This window comes from Lysinibacillus sp. NPDC097231, assembly GCF_044761885.1.
Lineage (GTDB): Bacteria > Bacillota > Bacilli > Bacillales_A > Planococcaceae > Lysinibacillus.
Genome location: NZ_JBIWDH010000003.1, coordinates 133,514 through 150,687 on the forward strand (window position 1 = coordinate 133,514; position 17,174 = coordinate 150,687).

The window sequence follows — 17,174 nt, forward strand, 5'->3', positions numbered from 1 at the left end:
ATTAATCCTCAGTTGGTCGAGAAGATTGCTGCCAAATATCTCTATTAAATGATGTTGTTTGTACATTATTTAAAATCGTTTGGGAAGCACGAATTTGCATATGTTTCATAGGAGAAGAAACTTTCTTTAATTGCTCCATCCATTCCCCATAATTTCGATGATCAACAAATTGAATTCCATAAGGTGATCCAGGATAGTCGAAATATCCACTATGTGTTAATACAACCTTACGAATTGGCATGTCAATATTGTCTTGCTTAAATAATTGAGTTAATACTGATTCCATCCGACTTAAATTAATCGTTGGATTAAGGACTTTCGAATCCTTCGTTCCTACTTTTTTTATCCAAAATCGATCACTGCTTCCTACATACACTGCTTGTTTTTCTGCTTCTAAAACGGTGATACAAATACATTCTGTCGGTGACATTAGCACAACATCAAGCTCAATGGGTGCCTTTCTGATTTGTAATATTGGATAATAAAAAAGCAAATAATTATCTGGTAATTGTTGCAATAAATTACGTAGCAAAGAATCACGTATAAAACGAGGATCTACATAAGACTTTTCACGCAATGTCGAACTTGCCCATTTCATTTGAAAATGGAAAAATTGATCGATAAACATTCGTTTCAATTCATGAATGGACTGTGGTGCATAGACAATTTTTGGTTCAAATGTTAATGTCGTTTCTTCCTCTGGTATGCTATCTTCATCGCTAACCAGTTCATTCGATATTTCTACTTGTTCAACGTCCTCATGCTCAACCTTTTGACGCCCTGCAAATATTTTTTTGAATAAAGTAAAACGCTCTTTCTCTCCAAAAGAATCATTTTCTGTATCGTTATCGGCATGTTGCCACTCACTAATATCTTCACCTAGCTCCCACTGTCGCTTAACTCGCTCCCATTGACTTTTCTTTAAGCGTACAAATTGTGTTGGATATCTTGCTAAATCAATTTGATAGCGTGAAATATAATCTTGTAATTTCACCAATTGTGCCATTTTAAGGTCACTCCAATCTTACTCACTCTATATGTAATTTGACTATATTCCACTTTTGCTTCGGAGAGATATTACATCAATCTCATCAAAAATAGTCATTTGCATTCATTACATCGACATTTGCTCTCAGACTTTAAATTTCTGAAGTTGAATCATGTGCAATAAACATCATCTTATTATTTTACATGACGTTTCAGGAGAAAACATCCAAAATTTGTTCTATATCAATTTCGCCTTGGCGTAATTGCGTCCGGATTTTGAATTGTGCCCGCACAATTCATTCCTTTCAAAATCCGTGACATCCGCCGGAGGCTTTGGGCCAACGTGATGTTGGTCACTCAGTCGTTGCCACAGGACGTGGCGTTCTTAGACTGAGTTCCTCTATTTCAGTAGGTGTTTGGACACCCACTGAAAAAGTAATCAAAATCACATTCATCTCATCACCTATAGAGGTGGAAGTCTTCTGCTGAATGAAGATAAAAAGAGAACTACCTTAGTAGCTTGGAAAAACCAAGTTTAAGGTAGCTCTCTAGAAAAATTCACTTATTTAGCATTAATAGAAAGCGGTAATTTTGCTTCGAATGCTTGCTGTAATTTACGAGTCCATTCACCAGGAACTCCAGCACCAATTTTGTTACCATCAACATCGATAATAGGTGTTACTTCAGAGGATACAGATGATACAATTACTTCATCCATCGTTAATACATCTGCCTTTGTCATTGGCTCTTCAATAACAGGTAGATTAATTTCCTCAGCACATTTTAAAATTACTTGGCGTGTAATACCGTTTAGAATGAAGTTATTTGCTGGGTGTGTATAAAGCTTACCATCTTTAATACCATATACATTCGCTGATGAGCATTCTGTTACGACGTCTCCTCGGTGTAAAATAGCTTCATAGCAACCCTTTTCAGATGCTTCTTGCTTTGCCAGTACAGCACCAAGTAAATTTAAAGATTTGATGTCACAGCGTAACCAACGGATATCCTCTACAAAAGTTGCCTTTACACCTTTTTCAAAATTTCCATATGAACGCTCACCAGTTTTAACATTCCCTGTTAATACAGCTGGAACACTTGCATCCGGGAAAATATGATTACGAGAAGTAGTCCCACGTGTAATTTGGAAGTAAACATGGCCAGTGTCTAAATTATTTTTTTCAATAAGATCATGTAATAATTTGTGTAATACGTCTTTTGTATAAGGAATGACAAGACGAATTTTTTCGGCACTTGCATAGAAACGATCAATATGTTCCTGCGCTGTGAACATGTTGCCATTATAAACTTTGATTACTTCATAAATACCGTCACCAAATTGGTAACCTCTATCTTCTGGTGATACTGCAATAGATCCTTCTTCAACAATTTGGTCATTCCATAATGAATATGCCATGTTTCGCTCATCCTTTTCATTCTTGAGTTATTTTTTTCCTGCAAGTTCAACAATTGCTTCAGCATAAATAGCTGCTGCCTTTACGAGATTTTCAATGACGACAAATTCATCCGCACGATGCGCTACATCAGGCTCACCAGGGAATAGCATGCCAAATGCTACACCTTTTTTCATCACACGTGCATACGTGCCACCACCCGTAGAAAGTAACGGTGTTTCGTAATCTCCTGTTTGACGTCTATAGATATCTGCTAAAGTCTGGATGAATGTATCATCCTCGCTTACATAATGAGGTTTTGAGTCATCTTGAATATCCAATGAAAATCCTTTTGCCACAGCTAAGCGTTGTGCTTCCGTGATTTTTTCATCAAACGGATATGTGACAGAATAGCGCATACTAATTACCATACTGCCACCTTTAGCCACATCATATTTAACAATACCTGGATTTAACGTTGTTTTGCCAGACATTTCGTCCTCAAACTGTAAATCAAGCTTGTTGCCATAATGATCTTGATAAAAAACATCTGCGATAAAGTCGACAAATTGTTTACTTGCCTCTGTCGTCAACTCTTGTTGTAAAAATGCTGCAAGATAAACAGCTGCATTGACACCTTTTTCTGATTCCATTGCATGAGCTGCTTTACCTTTGATAGTTATTATATAGCGAGAAGCCTCGATTAATAAAGAGCCTTCTAGCTGATTTTTACTTAAAAATGTTTGAAAATTCTGTTCGAATTGTGAAGAAACAAATTGCACTGTCGCTTCTGCAAAATCAGGTACCATATTTGGTCGCTTTCCAGCATTAAATAGTAGTAGCTGTTCTTTCGTTGCATCACCTATTTTATTTTGAGAGAACACTAACTCTGCAATGCCTTTTTCTGCATTGATGAGCGGGAAATCTGCATCTGGTGCAAAACCAATTGTCGGCATTTCCTCATGTTTAAAATAGTGGTCGACACAGCGGAAGCCTGTTTCTTCATCCGTACCGATAATCATTCGTACTCTTTTAGTGAGCTGAATACCCGCATCTTTGACAAGCTTCATAGCCATCCATGCTGCAATAGTTGGGCCTTTATCGTCTATGGCACCACGAGCGTATAGCTTACCATCTGCAACAGTACCGCTAAATGGTGGGTATGTCCAGTTTGCCTCATCACCAACCGGTACAACGTCAACATGACATAAAATGCCTAATAAATCTTCACCTTCACCTATCTGTATGTGCCCTGCATAATTATCAACATTTTTCGTCTGCAGTCCTTCTGCTTGGCCCTTTGCTAATAACCATTCAAGAGCCTTTAACGGACCATCACCGAAAGGTACTTTAGTAGTAATAGTATCCTCATCGAGTACACTATTAATTTGCACAAGCTCCTGTAACTCTTGTATTAATTCATCTTGCCTTTCTTTTGCAGCTTGTAACCAATCCATACGATGTACCTCCTCCAATGTATTAACATTATTCTACTCTTTACAACATAAATGACAATCATCTTTCTGACAACTGTTTTCAAAATCTACCTCTAACACTACCACATATAGCATCTTTTTCACCTATTCCCATAAAATACAGTACGAATTTTGTGGGATAATTGTAAATTTCCCTTGCATTCACTAGAAAATCAACTAGCTTTTCGATATAATGAAGTTATCAGAATAATTTTTCTGACTATAAAATTAGAAAAGGGGATGTCTAAGGCAGCTACTTATTAGCCTAAGTGCACTCCGCACATATTGTCGTCCGCTAGTCTTTGCCAAGAGAATTAAGATGAAGGAGTGGTTTTTATTTATGAAACCAACTACTGATCGAATGCTTAATCGTATTAAAGACGTGTACATGTTTATTTTAGACAAAGGAACCGTGTCTACACAGGATTTAGTCGAAGAGTTTAGTATCACTCCTCGCACCGTTCAAAGAGATTTGAACGTGTTAGCCTTTAACGATTTGGTGATGAGTCCAAGTCGAGGCAAATGGACAACGACGAGTAAAAAAGTTAAAATGACGTCTTAGTTTTTACGTTTAACACGTAAAGCATTTAGTATGAGAAAAGAATGACCTTTCGTCGGGGTCATTCTTTTTTGTCTTATCTTCATTCAGTAGAAGACTCCCACCTCTATAGGTGGTGAGATGAATGCGATTTTGATTACTTTTTCAGTGGGTGTCCAAACACCTACTGAAATAGAGGAACTCAGTCTAAGAACGCCACGTCCTGTGGCAACGACTGAGTGACCAACATCACGTTGGCCCAAAGCCTCCGGCGGATGTCACGGATTTTCAAAGGAATGAATTGTGCGGGCACAATTCAAAATCCAGACGCAATTACGCCAAGGCGAAATTGATTTGACTATTTACAGTTGCTTAACAATCCGTTACACTCGAAACATTCTACATGTTGAGAGGAGGATTTTCTATGAAACTGTCAAAACTGTTTCATCCTCTAGTTTGGATTATTTTGGGTGGAACTATTTTCACACGCATTGCAAGTTTTATGGCGATGCCCTTTTTAGCAATTTATTTACATAACGAAATTGAAGCCTCTCCTTTACAAATAGGATTGACAATCGGTATTGCTCCTCTAATCTCCACTGTCGGAGGATTCTTTGGTGGATATTTAACAGACCGATTCGGCAGGAAAAGCGTCATTTTACTAACGATTATTGTATGGAGCATCGTATTCTTTGGCTTTGCAACAGCACAGACTGTTTGGTTCTTTGTAGCATTAAACGCCTTAAATGGCTTATGTCGTTCCTTCTTTGAACCTTCGACTCAAGCATTAATGATCGATTTTACTCCAGCTGAAAAACGCAAAAGATTATTTTCCTTCCGCTACACAGCCATTAACATAGCGGCTGTGATTGGACCTATTATAGGCGTTTATATTTCTCAATTGTCGAGCCCAAGTATCCCTTTCATGCTGACGGGAACTATGTATATTATTTATGCTGTATTTTTATTTTTTGTTTTGAATCGCTATGAAATGCAGCAACAAAAAGCTTCTACACAAACAAAAATATTTCAAACCTTTACTATACTATTAACGAATCGCGTTCTACTAAGCTTTATTTTTGGTGCCATTTTAATAAATATTGGCTATTCGCAATTTGATTCAACATTACCACAAGTCATCGAGCTTAACATTGAAGAAGGTACCAAGCTCTATTCCCTCCTAATCTCACTCAATGCAGCAGTTGTATTATTACTACAATTGCCAATTAGTATACTGTCAGAACGTTTTTCTTCGACAGTTACATTATTAGTAGGTATCGTGCTATTGGCCATTGGACTTTTATTATTCGGCTTTTCGAATAACTATCCACTCTATATCGTCGCAATGATTATTTTTACGATTGGTGAAATTTTCACCTTTCCAACAATGAACGTCATGATTGATGAGATTGCACCTGATACACAAAAGGCAACCTATTTAGGTGCAGCACAATTCAAAAACCTAGGGGGCTTTATTGGACCAATCCTTGGTGGCTGGCTGTTAACACATTATGTCGATGCAATGTTTGTGATAATTGCAGTTCTTGTTTTATGCAGTTGTTTATTTTACAGACCAAAACTTAAGCCTCAGTAATAATACAAATATAGATAAAAATCGCTCCATCCCTATTTAGCGAATCAGAAGTATTTGAAATACTTGCTTAGACTCGCTGCCATAAGATGGAGCGAATGATTATTTTTATTCTGTATAGCTTTCTACTTCAGTAGCAACCTCATCATAACTGGAGTATTGGTCTTTACCAGCATTTTTTGATTGATATAATGCCGTATCTGCACGCTCAAATAAGCTCTTTTCTAATTCATCAGTTTTTGTGCATATGGCACCGCCCATACTGACTGATAATACAGACCATTTATCATTAATGGCATTGTCCCCATACTTTAAGTAGCGAATCTTTTCCAATATCGAATTCGCTAATTGCTGCATATACTCTTCATTCGTGTCATACAAAACAATTGCAAATTCATCTCCACCAAATCTAACAACAAAGCCACTTTTTTTCACTTCTTGCTTTAAAATTCTCGCTGTTTCGATTAGGATTTTGTCTCCCTCTACGTGACCAAACTGATCATTTACTTGCTTAAAATTATCTAAATCGATCAGCAATAAACCAGGCTGATTTGCCTTCCTTTTCTTTAACAGATTCTCCATTTTTCTAATATAAGTAGCACGATTATAGACATTCGTTAACGGATCATATGTTGCAAGATGAATGGTATTAGAAAGTATTTTGTTAATGACTATTAGCATAACGAATGAAGTTACTAAGGCAATACCAAGCAATTTCCAAAACTGCTGTGTATTTTTAGTGAGTGCCTCTATCTCCGTAATATTCCTATATTTCACATATACAATTCGTTTAGTGGCTTCTCCTCGAACGGTTTCTGCTTCATATGGTAAAAAACGATATGTTTCAATAGAATCATTTTTAAATTTCTTATTAAAATCAGTTGGTTTCATCGTTTTTCTAGCTAGCTCGAAATTTTTTTGAAATACTTCTGATTGATCCTTTATCGTATTTCTAGAGCCCTTTGAATCATCAAAGAAAACCCCACCTGCACTTATCGTCTGTACGTCTATTAAATCCGTATATTTATCAATTAAATATTTAGCAGTCTTCCCAAAATTAAAGGTTTGAAAAACAGGATCCTCAAGTAAGTCTATACCTAGCTCAAATATATATTTCTTGTCAGGTGTTGCTAAATAGCTAAATTTTCGATACTTCCCAGTTGTAGTCGAGATATCGATACCATCCGTGTAGAATTCACCGCTTGTTCGTCGTTCATCTAGTAAAGCAGAAAAACGTTTGCAGCATGATGAAAAATTCAACCCTTTATCTTTTTCAAAAGTTGAGTATATAACGGTATTTGATTGATCGAGTATGTATACATCCATCCCATGCCCATCTTTTATCTTCTGCAAGTCCCATGTTGCTATATCTGGATTCTTACCATAATAGGTAACTAGCTTTCGGAGTTCCTGTTCCATTTGCTCAGAGATACTTTTATCAAAATAAAAATGTGCATTATCTACAGCTTGCATATCTGTAAGAATATGATTTTCAATTAACGTTCTATTCAAAGCTTCTTGTTTTTTTATATCTGCTACTAAAATTTGCCTGTTCACATTAGAAACTACAGCAACTAGTATTAACGCAAAGGCAATTAAGGATATTAATAATTTTATTCTCAGGTTTTTCATTAACTTGTCCTCTACTTATTTTCACCATCAATTTTCCTAGATTATTTAGAAATTTTATCTCGTTTAAAGTGGAACTTAATCATTGGGGAGTTCTCCTCATCAATCACTAATTATTAGTCTACACCAATCGAGTATATAAGGGGAGTTAATCTCCTACCTTTCATTGCTTTCACTAAATTTTGAGGTAGGACTCTTTACTATTATTGAGTATTACTTTATTAGTACAATAGACTCGAAAGTAATTCTTTATATGATATATCATATTATACAGTTATTGGTTTAAGTATGTATATAAAAAAACCGATGCTAATTATTGTTAGCATCGAGTTTTTCTTTAATCCTTATTTTGTAAGCAGTCTAGCTCTTCAGCCGTTAACTCTCGATATTCACCCAATCCTAGGTTTTCATCTAGCTTTAAGGCCCCCATCGACAGACGTTTTAAATATATTACACGTTTACCAACTGCCTCAAACATACGCTTCACCTGATGAAATTTTCCTTCTTGAATAGTCAATTCAATTTCAGATTGCTGAGCAGATTTTACTATGATGAGCTCTCCTGGTTTTGTTACATATCCATCGTCTAGCTCAACACCTTGTGCAAATTTCTCGCAATCTTCCTCAGTCACAATTCCTTCTATTTTTGCATAATAGACCTTTGGTACATGCTTTTTAGGAGACAATAAATTATGGGCTAACACTCCGTCATTTGTTAACAACAATAATCCCTCTGTATCTTTATCTAAACGCCCAACCGGAAAAGGTTGAAAATGTTGATGTAACGGTTCTAACAAATCAATGACAGTTTCATCCCGCAAATCTTCTGTGGCAGAAATTACTCCAGGAGGCTTATTCATCATAAAGTATACAAATTCAGTATAAACAACACGTTCACCAAAAATGGAAACATCCTGCTTTTCAGTGTCAACATGTAATGCTGCATCCTTCACATATACGCCATCCACTGTCACCGCTTTTTGCTTTAGAAGTTGTTTCACTTCCTTGCGGGAACCGTAACCCATATTAGCTAGTAGTTTATCTAATCGCATAGTACCTCCTATTTAATGCCCAGTTTGTTTGTGATTCTTGTCAAACGTTCACCGAGAAGTTTTTGAGCTAAGCCTAGGCGTAAAGATAAATAGCCATATACGGCAACACCTACTCCAGCACAAATAACAGAATACACTAATGCGGAGAATTTACCATCTACTGGACCTATTAATAACTCTAAAAGTTTATGAACGATCAATACACTTACTGCCATCGCTGCAGTCAATATAGAAATCAGCATGACACGACGTATCACCATTTCTGATTTGTAATTTAGTGTTTTCCGCAGCACAAGCATATTAATAATAATCGATACACTATAGCCAATCGCTGTGGCAAGAATAGCACCATCCGCCTCTATCCAAAGAATTAATGGAATGTTGATCGCTAGCTTGACAAAAATACCAGATAATAAGCTGAAGACAATCCACTTTTGGAAGTCAATACCTTGTAACAGGGCTGCTGTCACTTGGAACAACGCAAATAAAATAGCAACAGGTGCGTAATGGGCTAAAATCATAGCTCCCATCTCGCTTTCAGAATAGAGCATAAAGTATATTTCATTGGCCAATAATGAAATTCCGACAACTGCTGGCAATGTAATAAAAATTAAAATTTGATATGTTTTATCCATTGCATGTCGTAGCGATAAATATTCACCCTGCGTGTAATATTTTGTAATCGTCGGTACTAATGCCATAGAAAAACCTGTAGCTAGCATGACTGGAATAATGACAACCTTGTGTGTCATAAAGTTAATCATTGATAAATACGTATCTGTTACTTCCGCTAAGCCTATTGATGTCATAGCCCCGTTAAATGTTAGCATATCTACTAACTGGAATAGCGGATTCGCAATACCAACAAATACCATCGGAATGGAATAAGTAATAACTTCTTTATAAATATTGGACATTGGTAGCTGCGTAGACGTAACGCTTTGACTGCGTAGCATATTAAATTCAGGTTGGTATTTTTTCCAATAATAATAGAGCACTAGCAACCCACCAATAGCTCCTATAAAGGCAGCAAATACGGCAAAGGAAACTGCCGTTTCTGGCTTCCCATTGAAAACGACTACGACTAAAAATGATCCACCTAACAATACTACAATACGAACAATTTGCTCGACCAACTGCGAAACTGCTGTAGGCTCCATTTTGTCATATCCCTGGAAGAATCCACGCCACAGACTCATAAACGGAACAACAATTAAGGCAAAACTAACCCACCGAATCACTGAAGCAATCTGTTCAACTGTAAAAACTTGTTCTTCGCTCTTAATCACAAGTCCTGCTATGGGTGTTGCAAGTAGAAAGAGAGCAATAAATGCAGCGAAACCAGTCATCATCATAATAAGTATGCCTGATTTCATCAGCTTACGGCCTGATTGGTAATCACCTAATGCATTGTATTTAGAAACAAACTTGGATACAGCAATCGGTGCACCAGAGATGGCTACGGCCAGCATAATCGAATAGGGAATGTATGCATATTGATAGAGCGCAACATTCTTTTCTCCTACAATCGCATAAAACGGAAAAATATAAATTAATCCGAGCACCTTCGATAAAAACATCCCCATTGTTAATATCGCAGTACCTTTCATCAAATTGGACATTGTACCCATCCATTCATTATAAAATCAATATTATCATCGTAACACTTAGAATAAGACTAAAAAAATTCACTGTTGGAGACGCTCATTTTCAGCGCCATTCTAGTTCTTTGAATAAAGATAGGATAGAAGCTTTTTCTCTGAGCAGTTTTTCTAAGTACCCGAGCGATTTAGCTGCTATCAGAGCGAGTTTACTCGGTACCTGAGCAGTTTTTCCCGACACCCGAGCGATTTTTCCTGCTACCTGAGCAGTTTTTCTCGATGCATGAGCAATTTCAACTGACTCTCTCTAGATAGCTAAGTAAACCAAATGTAATCTTAACATATTTATAGGATAACAGACGCATAAACACATCAAAAAGTTCTAGAAAAATACAGCTAAACCAAAATCACTACGGTGTATTCTCACTATGTAAGTAGAAGGCTCAAAATAATCGGTGGAGATTAAGAAAACCCCCACCGATTAAAGCTACTTCTCTATTACATGTCTACGAAAAATTGTTTATACCATACTAAGAACACATAGGTTGTCCAAATATAACGACCACGATTCGCTTTCCCTTCATAGTGTTCATCTAGATAGCCTACTAATTGCTTCGTATCAAAGAATTCATTGGCAAAGTCAGTTGTAAACATTTCTTTTACCATGTTGTAGTACTTTTCTTCACGTAGCCAGTGACGAATCGGTACTGGGAAGCCAAGCTTTGGACGTTTCGCCCATTCTTCAGGTAATTCCTGATGCGCTGCTTGACGAAGTACATATTTCGTATCAATGTCATTTACGCGATATTTTGATGGAATGTTTTTCGCTAATTCCATCACTTCTTTGTCTAAAAATGGCACTCGTAATTCAATCGAATGCGCCATACTCATTTTATCAGCTTTTAATAAAATATCACCTGGCATCCAAAGATTTAAATCAAGATACTGCATTTTTGTAATATCATCATCACCAGGTACTTCATCATAAATACGTTTTGTAATGGATTTTACAGATGGGCCATTTTTATAGTCTGCCTTTAATACATTCAATGCATCTTCTTCATCCCATACAACCGCTTCCCCGATAAAGCGTTCTTCTACTGTTTGACCACCTTTAATGAGGAAGTGTGTGTATTGATTCTTCGGTAACGCTTCTGCAAGTCCACGTAAAGTTTTACGGATACCAAATGGGATTTTTTCATATTTTTTCATTTTCCCTGAGTTTTGGTACCATGAGTAGCCACCGAAAATTTCATCCGCACCCTCACCAGAAAGTACTACCGTTACGTCTTTCGATGCTAATTCTGAAAGGAAGTAAAGCGGTACAGATGATGGATTCGATTGTGGCTCGTCCATATGCCACTGAATTTTTGGTAAAGCCTCAAAGCACTCATCTGCTGAAATATATTTACGTTCGTTTTGAATATTTAATGTATCAGAAAGATCTTTTGCTAAATTTGTTTCATTAAACATATCTTCATAGTCAGAGAAGCCGACAGAGAAGGATTTATCAGGGCGTAGTAATGCTGTAATATAACTTGAATCGATACCACCCGAAAGGAATGAACCAACCTTTACATCACTTATTTTGTGCGCATCTACAGATTCTCTTACTGTTGTACGAATATCCTCTACATATTTTTCAATAGGAGCTTCCTTTGCATGGAATTTTTTATCCCAATACTGCACAATTTGCTTTTGTCCATTTTTAATCAGCATGTAGTGAGCTGGTGGTAATTTGTACACACCTTTAAAGAAAGTTTCGTCCATTGAAGAATACTGGAAAGTTAAATAAGGACGAAGTGCGTTCTTATTTAATTCTTTAATAAATGCTGGGTGTGGTAAAAATGATTTAATTTCTGAACCAAAAATAAACGTGCCATCTGTTGTGTTTTCTGAGTAATATAGCGGCTTAATGCCAAATCCATCACGCGCGATGAATTGCAAATCATTCTTTTTATCCCAAATACAGAATGCGAACATTCCGCGAAGCTGTTTGACAAACTCTACCCCATATTCAACATAACCATAAATAATGACTTCACTATCAGACTGTGTTTTAAATTTGTGTCCTTTTGCAATCAAATCCTCACGTAGCTCTTGGAAATTAAAAATTTCTCCATTAAATACTAGAACGATGTTGCCATCTGCACTGTATAATGGTTGATTTGCTACGTCTGATAAGTCGATAATACTTAATCGACGGAATCCTAGCGTTACTTTATCGTCACTATGAATACCACCGCTGTCTGGTCCACGGTGGATAATTGTATTCATCATATTTTCAATTGTTTGATGATGATCAATCACATTTGTTCCATTAATATAGCCTATAAATCCGCACATTCTATTTTTCACCTCATAATTTAGTGCATAACCTTTACCATAATAGCACGAAAAGACATTCATTTCATGCTGACAATACAGATAAAGCAAAACTTTCATCAGCGAGATAATTCTACACTGATTATTCGTTCAACCAACAAGCACTTTATTTCTAAAAAAAACTTCAATTTCCCATTCTTCATTTAAAATTTACACATGAAAGGCCATCACCAAAAATTTTGGATGACATTTTATTAACACACATGTCACGTGTATAAGTTGATTGTAGTAGAGACTGGGCGACTCCTTGGGAATTACATTAAAAAGGAACGAAGGCTAACGCCCAGTCGGAACGGAAATCAACCCCACATTAGAGTGAATAGCCACGTGAAAGTATAAGATAAAGAATTATAAATTACTTTTGTGTTATTTTCAATGTAAAAGAAGCCCTCTATATAGACTTCATGTATAATAGGAAAGATTCCTAATTTGAAAAGAAAGTGAGTTTATATATATGTATGATGTTATCGTTATCGGTGGTGGCCCATCCGGTTTAATGGCTGCAATCGCTGCAGGTGAACGAAAAAAGAAGGTATTATTACTAGAAAAAGGGACAAAACTTGGCAAAAAATTGGCCATTTCAGGCGGCGGCCGCTGTAATGTCACGAATCGTTTGCCTGTAGAGGAAATAGTTAAGCACATTCCTGGGAATGGTCGTTTTCTATACAGCCCATTCACAGTTTACAATAACGAAGATATTATCGCATTTTTCGAAGGGCTTGGCGTTGCATTAAAGGAGGAAGATCATGGTCGTATGTTTCCAGTGTCTAATCGTGCTCAAGACGTAGTCGATGCACTTATACGTCAGCTTCAACGTTTGCATGTAGAAGTCCGTTTAAATACACCCGTTAGTAAGCTCCTTATGGATGAGGAAAAAATTCTTGGTGTACGCCTGACAGACGGTACTGAAATACGTAGTGAAGCAGTAATCATAGCAGTAGGTGGTAAAGCTGTGCCACAAACTGGTTCAACAGGGGATGGTTATCCATGGGCAGAGCGTGCAGGTCATACAATCACAACGCTTTTCCCAACCGAGGTTCCTGTTGTGTCAAAAGAAGAATTTATTCAAGCTCGTGAGCTACAAGGACTAGCATTAAGAGATGTTGCTGTATCTGTTTTAAATAAGAAAGGCAAGGTACTCGTAACCCATCAAATGGACATGCTATTTACCCATTTCGGATTAAGTGGTCCTGCTATTTTACGTTGTAGCCAATTTGTCGTGAAAGAATTAATGAAAACAGGATACGAGCCTGTTACAATGCGAATACAAACGCTTGTTGATTATAACGAAGAAACCTGTCTACAATATTTAAACAAACTCATTAAAGAAGATCCAAAAAAAGCAGTGAAAAATGTTTGGAAGGGAATAGCACCCGAACGTTGGCTACTATTTTTATGTGAGCATTCAAACATCGATGTGCAAGCGATTGGCACTGAATTGTCACAAGAAAAAATTCGCCATTTAGCACGCCTACTCGTTAGCTTCACGATGACAGTTAGCGGTACGCAATCCCTTGAGAAAGCTTTTGTAACAGGTGGTGGCGTATCTGTAAAAGAGATAGAACCAAAAACAATGGCCTCGAAGAAAAAGGCAGGTTTATATTTCTGCGGCGAAATTCTTGATATTCACGGCTATACAGGTGGCTATAATATTACGTCCGCACTTGTTACGGGACGTATCGCAGGCATGAATGCTGCATTATAAATAAAGAAAAAAGCGTGTCCTGAAAAATCGGGACACGCTCTTTTTAGCTATCACTCGACATATATACTTCTTCAAATGGCTGAATGATGACGAATCCTTCACCTGAAAATGCCATTTGAATGGATTCACCACTACCACGACCGATAAACGTACGGAAGCTAATATCTGTTTTAAACTCTGGTGCCAAATTACCTGACCATGCCACTGTGGCATGAGGATCCGTATAAACCGTTTCACCAGGCTTCACTAGCAATGTTAACGGTTCGAAATGAGTTGTAATGGCTACCTTCCCTGTTCCTTGTAATGTTACGTTAAACAACCCACCTGACATAATCCCTGCCATCTTACGCATTAAATGGATATCCCAATCTATACTTGGCTCAAATGCTAGTAAGTCATTGCCGTTTACACAAATACTCTCATTCTTTAAATCGAAGATCGTTATTTTTTTACCTTGATCAGCTAAATAAAGTCTCCCTTTTCCCTTAGCTTTCATAAGTTGTGTGCCTTCGCCTGTTAATGCCTTTTTAAACATTTTTCCTAGTCCATGCTCCAACACACGCTCACGCTCAAACTTAATATCTCCTATGTAAGAAATCATCGCGCCCATTTTCGACCAAACCTCACCATTAAGGTTAACCTCTAACACACGCTCAGTTTCTAACTCGAAATAATCGTTTTCATTGTCGTCCTGCTGTGTTTTATTGACAAATTCGTTTAAAGAGAATTTTCCCATATCAAATCCCTCCTTGTCTTATATACGCTTTAGCCTATAAAAAGATTCAAGCTTTTTCAATGTTCACCTGATTTATATTCAGCAAGTGTTTACTGTAGCGAAAGCAAAGCGGCAGCTACAAATGTTTTCTGTGCGAAAGCGAAGCGGCAGCTACAAATGTTTTCTGTGCGAAAGCGAAGCGGCAGCTACAAATGTTTTCTGTGCGAAAGCGAAGCGGTAGTTACAATTAAGCAAGGCGAAATTGATAGAATCGAATTCGAAGTTTAATACATTGCTATTTGCTTTTCGTTACAAAATTTCTCTTTTGGTAGCGAAATCACTTTATTTCCCGTAATGTTATTGACATCAGACAACAGCTGTTATACATTAAACAGAGATTAATCGAGTGTTATATAACAACGGCTACAAAAAAAAGACCATATAAGCGTCACGTGCGAAATGACACTCATATGGCCTATACCTTCAAGTGCGAATTGAAAGGTAAAAAATCATTGTGTAGCGGAGACGTCTCCAACCTTTTGAGAAGCTTCTTTTAAAGCTGTTCGTTTACGTACATCTGCACGTAAAGTTAGCGAAATAATTAATGAAATTGCAATTAATCCCGCAAATACATAGAATACTGGAATATAGCTTCCATAAGCATTTTTAATCGAACTCACTAGTAGCGGACCAAAAACACCACCTAATGACCATGTTGTTAATAAATATCCATGAATAACCCCAAGTTGCTTCGTACCAAATAAATCACTCGCAAATGCAGGTAAATTTGAGAAGCCACCACCATAGCAACTAACTACTAAGAAAATAAGTGCCTGGAAAATAATAACGTTTGTAGTATGCGGTAATACAATAAATGTAACTAACTGTACTACAAAGAAAATTACAAAGACGTTCGAGCGACCAATATAGTCAGACACAGCAGCCCATACTAAACGGCCACCACCATTAAATAATCCCATTATCCCTACCATTGCTGCGGCTCCAGCAACCGATAATCCAACAATTTCTTGAGCCATTGGAGATGCAACAGAAATCATCATAATACCTGCGGTTACATTTACTAAATGCATCGACCATAGCATCCAGAAATGCTTCGTTTTTACAGCTTCACGTGCTGACATGACAGCTAAATCTTTTTTCACTACTTCTTTACCATTATTTGCAGCAGCCTTCATATTCGCTGGCATATAACCAGGTTTAGGCGGTGCTATATATGAAGCCCCTAAAATCATTAACGTGAAATAACTTGCCCCTAAAATAAAGTACGTTGTAGAGATGCCCACAGCTTCCATTAAATTAGCTGCGACTGGCGCTGTAATTAGTGCCCCTGATCCAAAACCAAGTACTGCCATACCTGTTGCTAAACCACGGCGGTCCGGGAACCATTTTACTAATGTCGATACAGGTGCAATATAACCAATACCCATACCCAATCCACTTAACAAACCGTATGTTAGCCAGTACAATGTCACTGAATCCATTGAAATTGCTACACCAGCACCAGCTTGTCCTGCTCCAAATAGAACAGCTGCTACCATCGCAGATTTACGTGGCCCCATTTTCTCTACTAAGCTACCAAATAATGCTGCTGAGAAACCAGCAAGCCCCATCATAATCGTAAAGGCAACCGTTACCTTCGTTTCACTCCATCCCATCTCTGTGACAATCGGTATCTTGTATACACTGTATGCATAAGCTCCCCCGATTGAAAGGTGAATAGCGATTGCAGATAATGCAATTAACCATCTATTTTTATTCATAAATTCTCATTTCTCCCCTCTTTTGCTACCTGTGAAGATTCTATGAACGTCCTTGTAAAACAATTTACCACTTAGAATTATTCAAATGCAAGATGTTTTTCTAAAAAATATTATTTCTCCAAAAAGTTTTTTATTTTCACTACCTACTTTTCTTAAGCGAAAACCTTACAGTCTCTAAGGAAAATTACGTTTATCAAACAAAAACAGCAACATATTTTAGCTATTATTATTTTTCTACTCTATTATCAAAACACCTTAAAATTATTTCAATATAATTAAATTTGTGCATATTTTCACATTCACTCTAACTTTAGTTCACTTT

General features: G+C 37.1%; 14 protein-coding genes. 4 read left to right on the top strand and 10 right to left on the bottom strand.

Annotation, left to right across the window (positions count from 1 at the left end; genetic code table 11):
* Window position 1: 1 nt before the first annotated feature.
* On the bottom strand, window positions 2-1,006 hold the full coding sequence (locus ACIQXF_RS03920) for an NERD domain-containing protein (protein WP_402779385.1): 1,005 nt from the start codon (window positions 1,004-1,006) through the stop codon (window positions 2-4).
* Between the two features lie 314 nt (window positions 1,007-1,320).
* Between ACIQXF_RS03920 and ACIQXF_RS03925 the strand changes: the two genes are divergently transcribed.
* A complete protein-coding gene (locus ACIQXF_RS03925; protein WP_402779387.1) occupies window positions 1,321-1,476 on the top strand; it encodes a hypothetical protein in 156 nt (51 codons plus the stop codon).
* A gap of 73 nt (window positions 1,477-1,549) precedes the next feature.
* On the opposite strand, the gene dat is transcribed toward ACIQXF_RS03925, so the two are convergent.
* Together dat and pepV are read right to left on the bottom strand one after the other, a co-directional pair.
* Window positions 1,550-2,404, bottom strand: a complete 855-nt coding sequence (gene dat, locus ACIQXF_RS03930) for a D-amino-acid transaminase (RefSeq protein ID WP_402779389.1) — start codon at window positions 2,402-2,404, stop codon at window positions 1,550-1,552.
* 27 nt (window positions 2,405-2,431) lie between these two features.
* Window positions 2,432-3,838, bottom strand: coding sequence for a dipeptidase PepV (gene pepV / locus ACIQXF_RS03935; protein WP_402779391.1), 1,407 nt, complete (start codon window positions 3,836-3,838; stop codon window positions 2,432-2,434).
* A gap of 358 nt (window positions 3,839-4,196) precedes the next feature.
* Between pepV and ACIQXF_RS03940 the strand changes: the two genes are divergently transcribed.
* Window positions 4,197-4,418, top strand: coding sequence for a DeoR family transcriptional regulator (locus ACIQXF_RS03940; RefSeq protein ID WP_010860244.1), 222 nt, complete (start codon window positions 4,197-4,199; stop codon window positions 4,416-4,418).
* A gap of 83 nt (window positions 4,419-4,501) precedes the next feature.
* Here the strand turns inward: ACIQXF_RS03940 and ACIQXF_RS03945 are convergent, their stop codons facing one another.
* A complete protein-coding gene (locus ACIQXF_RS03945) occupies window positions 4,502-4,657 on the bottom strand; it encodes a hypothetical protein (protein ID WP_402779393.1) in 156 nt (51 codons plus the stop codon).
* A 161-nt stretch (window positions 4,658-4,818) separates the two neighbouring features.
* Here ACIQXF_RS03945 and ACIQXF_RS03950 point away from each other — a divergent pair, with 161 nt between their 5' ends.
* Window positions 4,819-5,988 (top strand): MDR family MFS transporter, encoded by a 1,170-nt coding sequence (locus ACIQXF_RS03950; RefSeq protein WP_402779395.1) that lies wholly within the window; start codon window positions 4,819-4,821, stop codon window positions 5,986-5,988.
* Between the two features lie 105 nt (window positions 5,989-6,093).
* Here the strand turns inward: ACIQXF_RS03950 and ACIQXF_RS03955 are convergent, their stop codons facing one another.
* The 4 genes from ACIQXF_RS03955 to asnB all read right to left on the bottom strand — a co-directional run bounded on the left by ACIQXF_RS03955 (window position 6,094) and on the right by asnB (window position 12,612).
* Complete coding sequence (locus ACIQXF_RS03955; protein WP_402779397.1) at window positions 6,094-7,617, bottom strand: diguanylate cyclase; 1,524 nt, start codon at window positions 7,615-7,617, stop codon at window positions 6,094-6,096.
* A gap of 334 nt (window positions 7,618-7,951) precedes the next feature.
* Entirely contained in the window at window positions 7,952-8,665 is a 714-nt protein-coding gene (locus ACIQXF_RS03960) for a pseudouridine synthase (protein ID WP_402779399.1), read from the bottom strand.
* A gap of 8 nt (window positions 8,666-8,673) precedes the next feature.
* Window positions 8,674-10,287 carry a putative polysaccharide biosynthesis protein gene (locus ACIQXF_RS03965; RefSeq protein WP_402779401.1) on the bottom strand — a complete coding sequence of 538 codons (1,614 nt, stop codon included), beginning with the start codon at window positions 10,285-10,287 and terminating at the stop codon, window positions 8,674-8,676.
* A gap of 477 nt (window positions 10,288-10,764) precedes the next feature.
* Window positions 10,765-12,612 (bottom strand): asparagine synthase (glutamine-hydrolyzing), encoded by a 1,848-nt coding sequence (gene asnB / locus ACIQXF_RS03970; protein WP_402779402.1) that lies wholly within the window; start codon window positions 12,610-12,612, stop codon window positions 10,765-10,767.
* A 493-nt stretch (window positions 12,613-13,105) separates the two neighbouring features.
* Between asnB and ACIQXF_RS03975 the strand changes: the two genes are divergently transcribed.
* Window positions 13,106-14,356 carry a BaiN/RdsA family NAD(P)/FAD-dependent oxidoreductase gene (locus ACIQXF_RS03975; RefSeq protein ID WP_402779404.1) on the top strand — a complete coding sequence of 417 codons (1,251 nt, stop codon included), beginning with the start codon at window positions 13,106-13,108 and terminating at the stop codon, window positions 14,354-14,356.
* Window positions 14,357-14,399: 43 nt separating this feature from the next.
* On the opposite strand, the gene ACIQXF_RS03980 is transcribed toward ACIQXF_RS03975, so the two are convergent.
* Together ACIQXF_RS03980 and ACIQXF_RS03985 are read right to left on the bottom strand one after the other, a co-directional pair.
* Complete coding sequence (locus tag ACIQXF_RS03980; RefSeq protein WP_402779406.1) at window positions 14,400-15,092, bottom strand: AIM24 family protein; 693 nt, start codon at window positions 15,090-15,092, stop codon at window positions 14,400-14,402.
* A gap of 488 nt (window positions 15,093-15,580) precedes the next feature.
* Window positions 15,581-16,852: an L-lactate MFS transporter gene (locus ACIQXF_RS03985; RefSeq protein WP_402779408.1), complete on the bottom strand. Its 1,272-nt coding sequence runs from the start codon at window positions 16,850-16,852 to the stop codon at window positions 15,581-15,583.
* Between the last annotated feature and the right edge of the window lie 322 nt (window positions 16,853-17,174).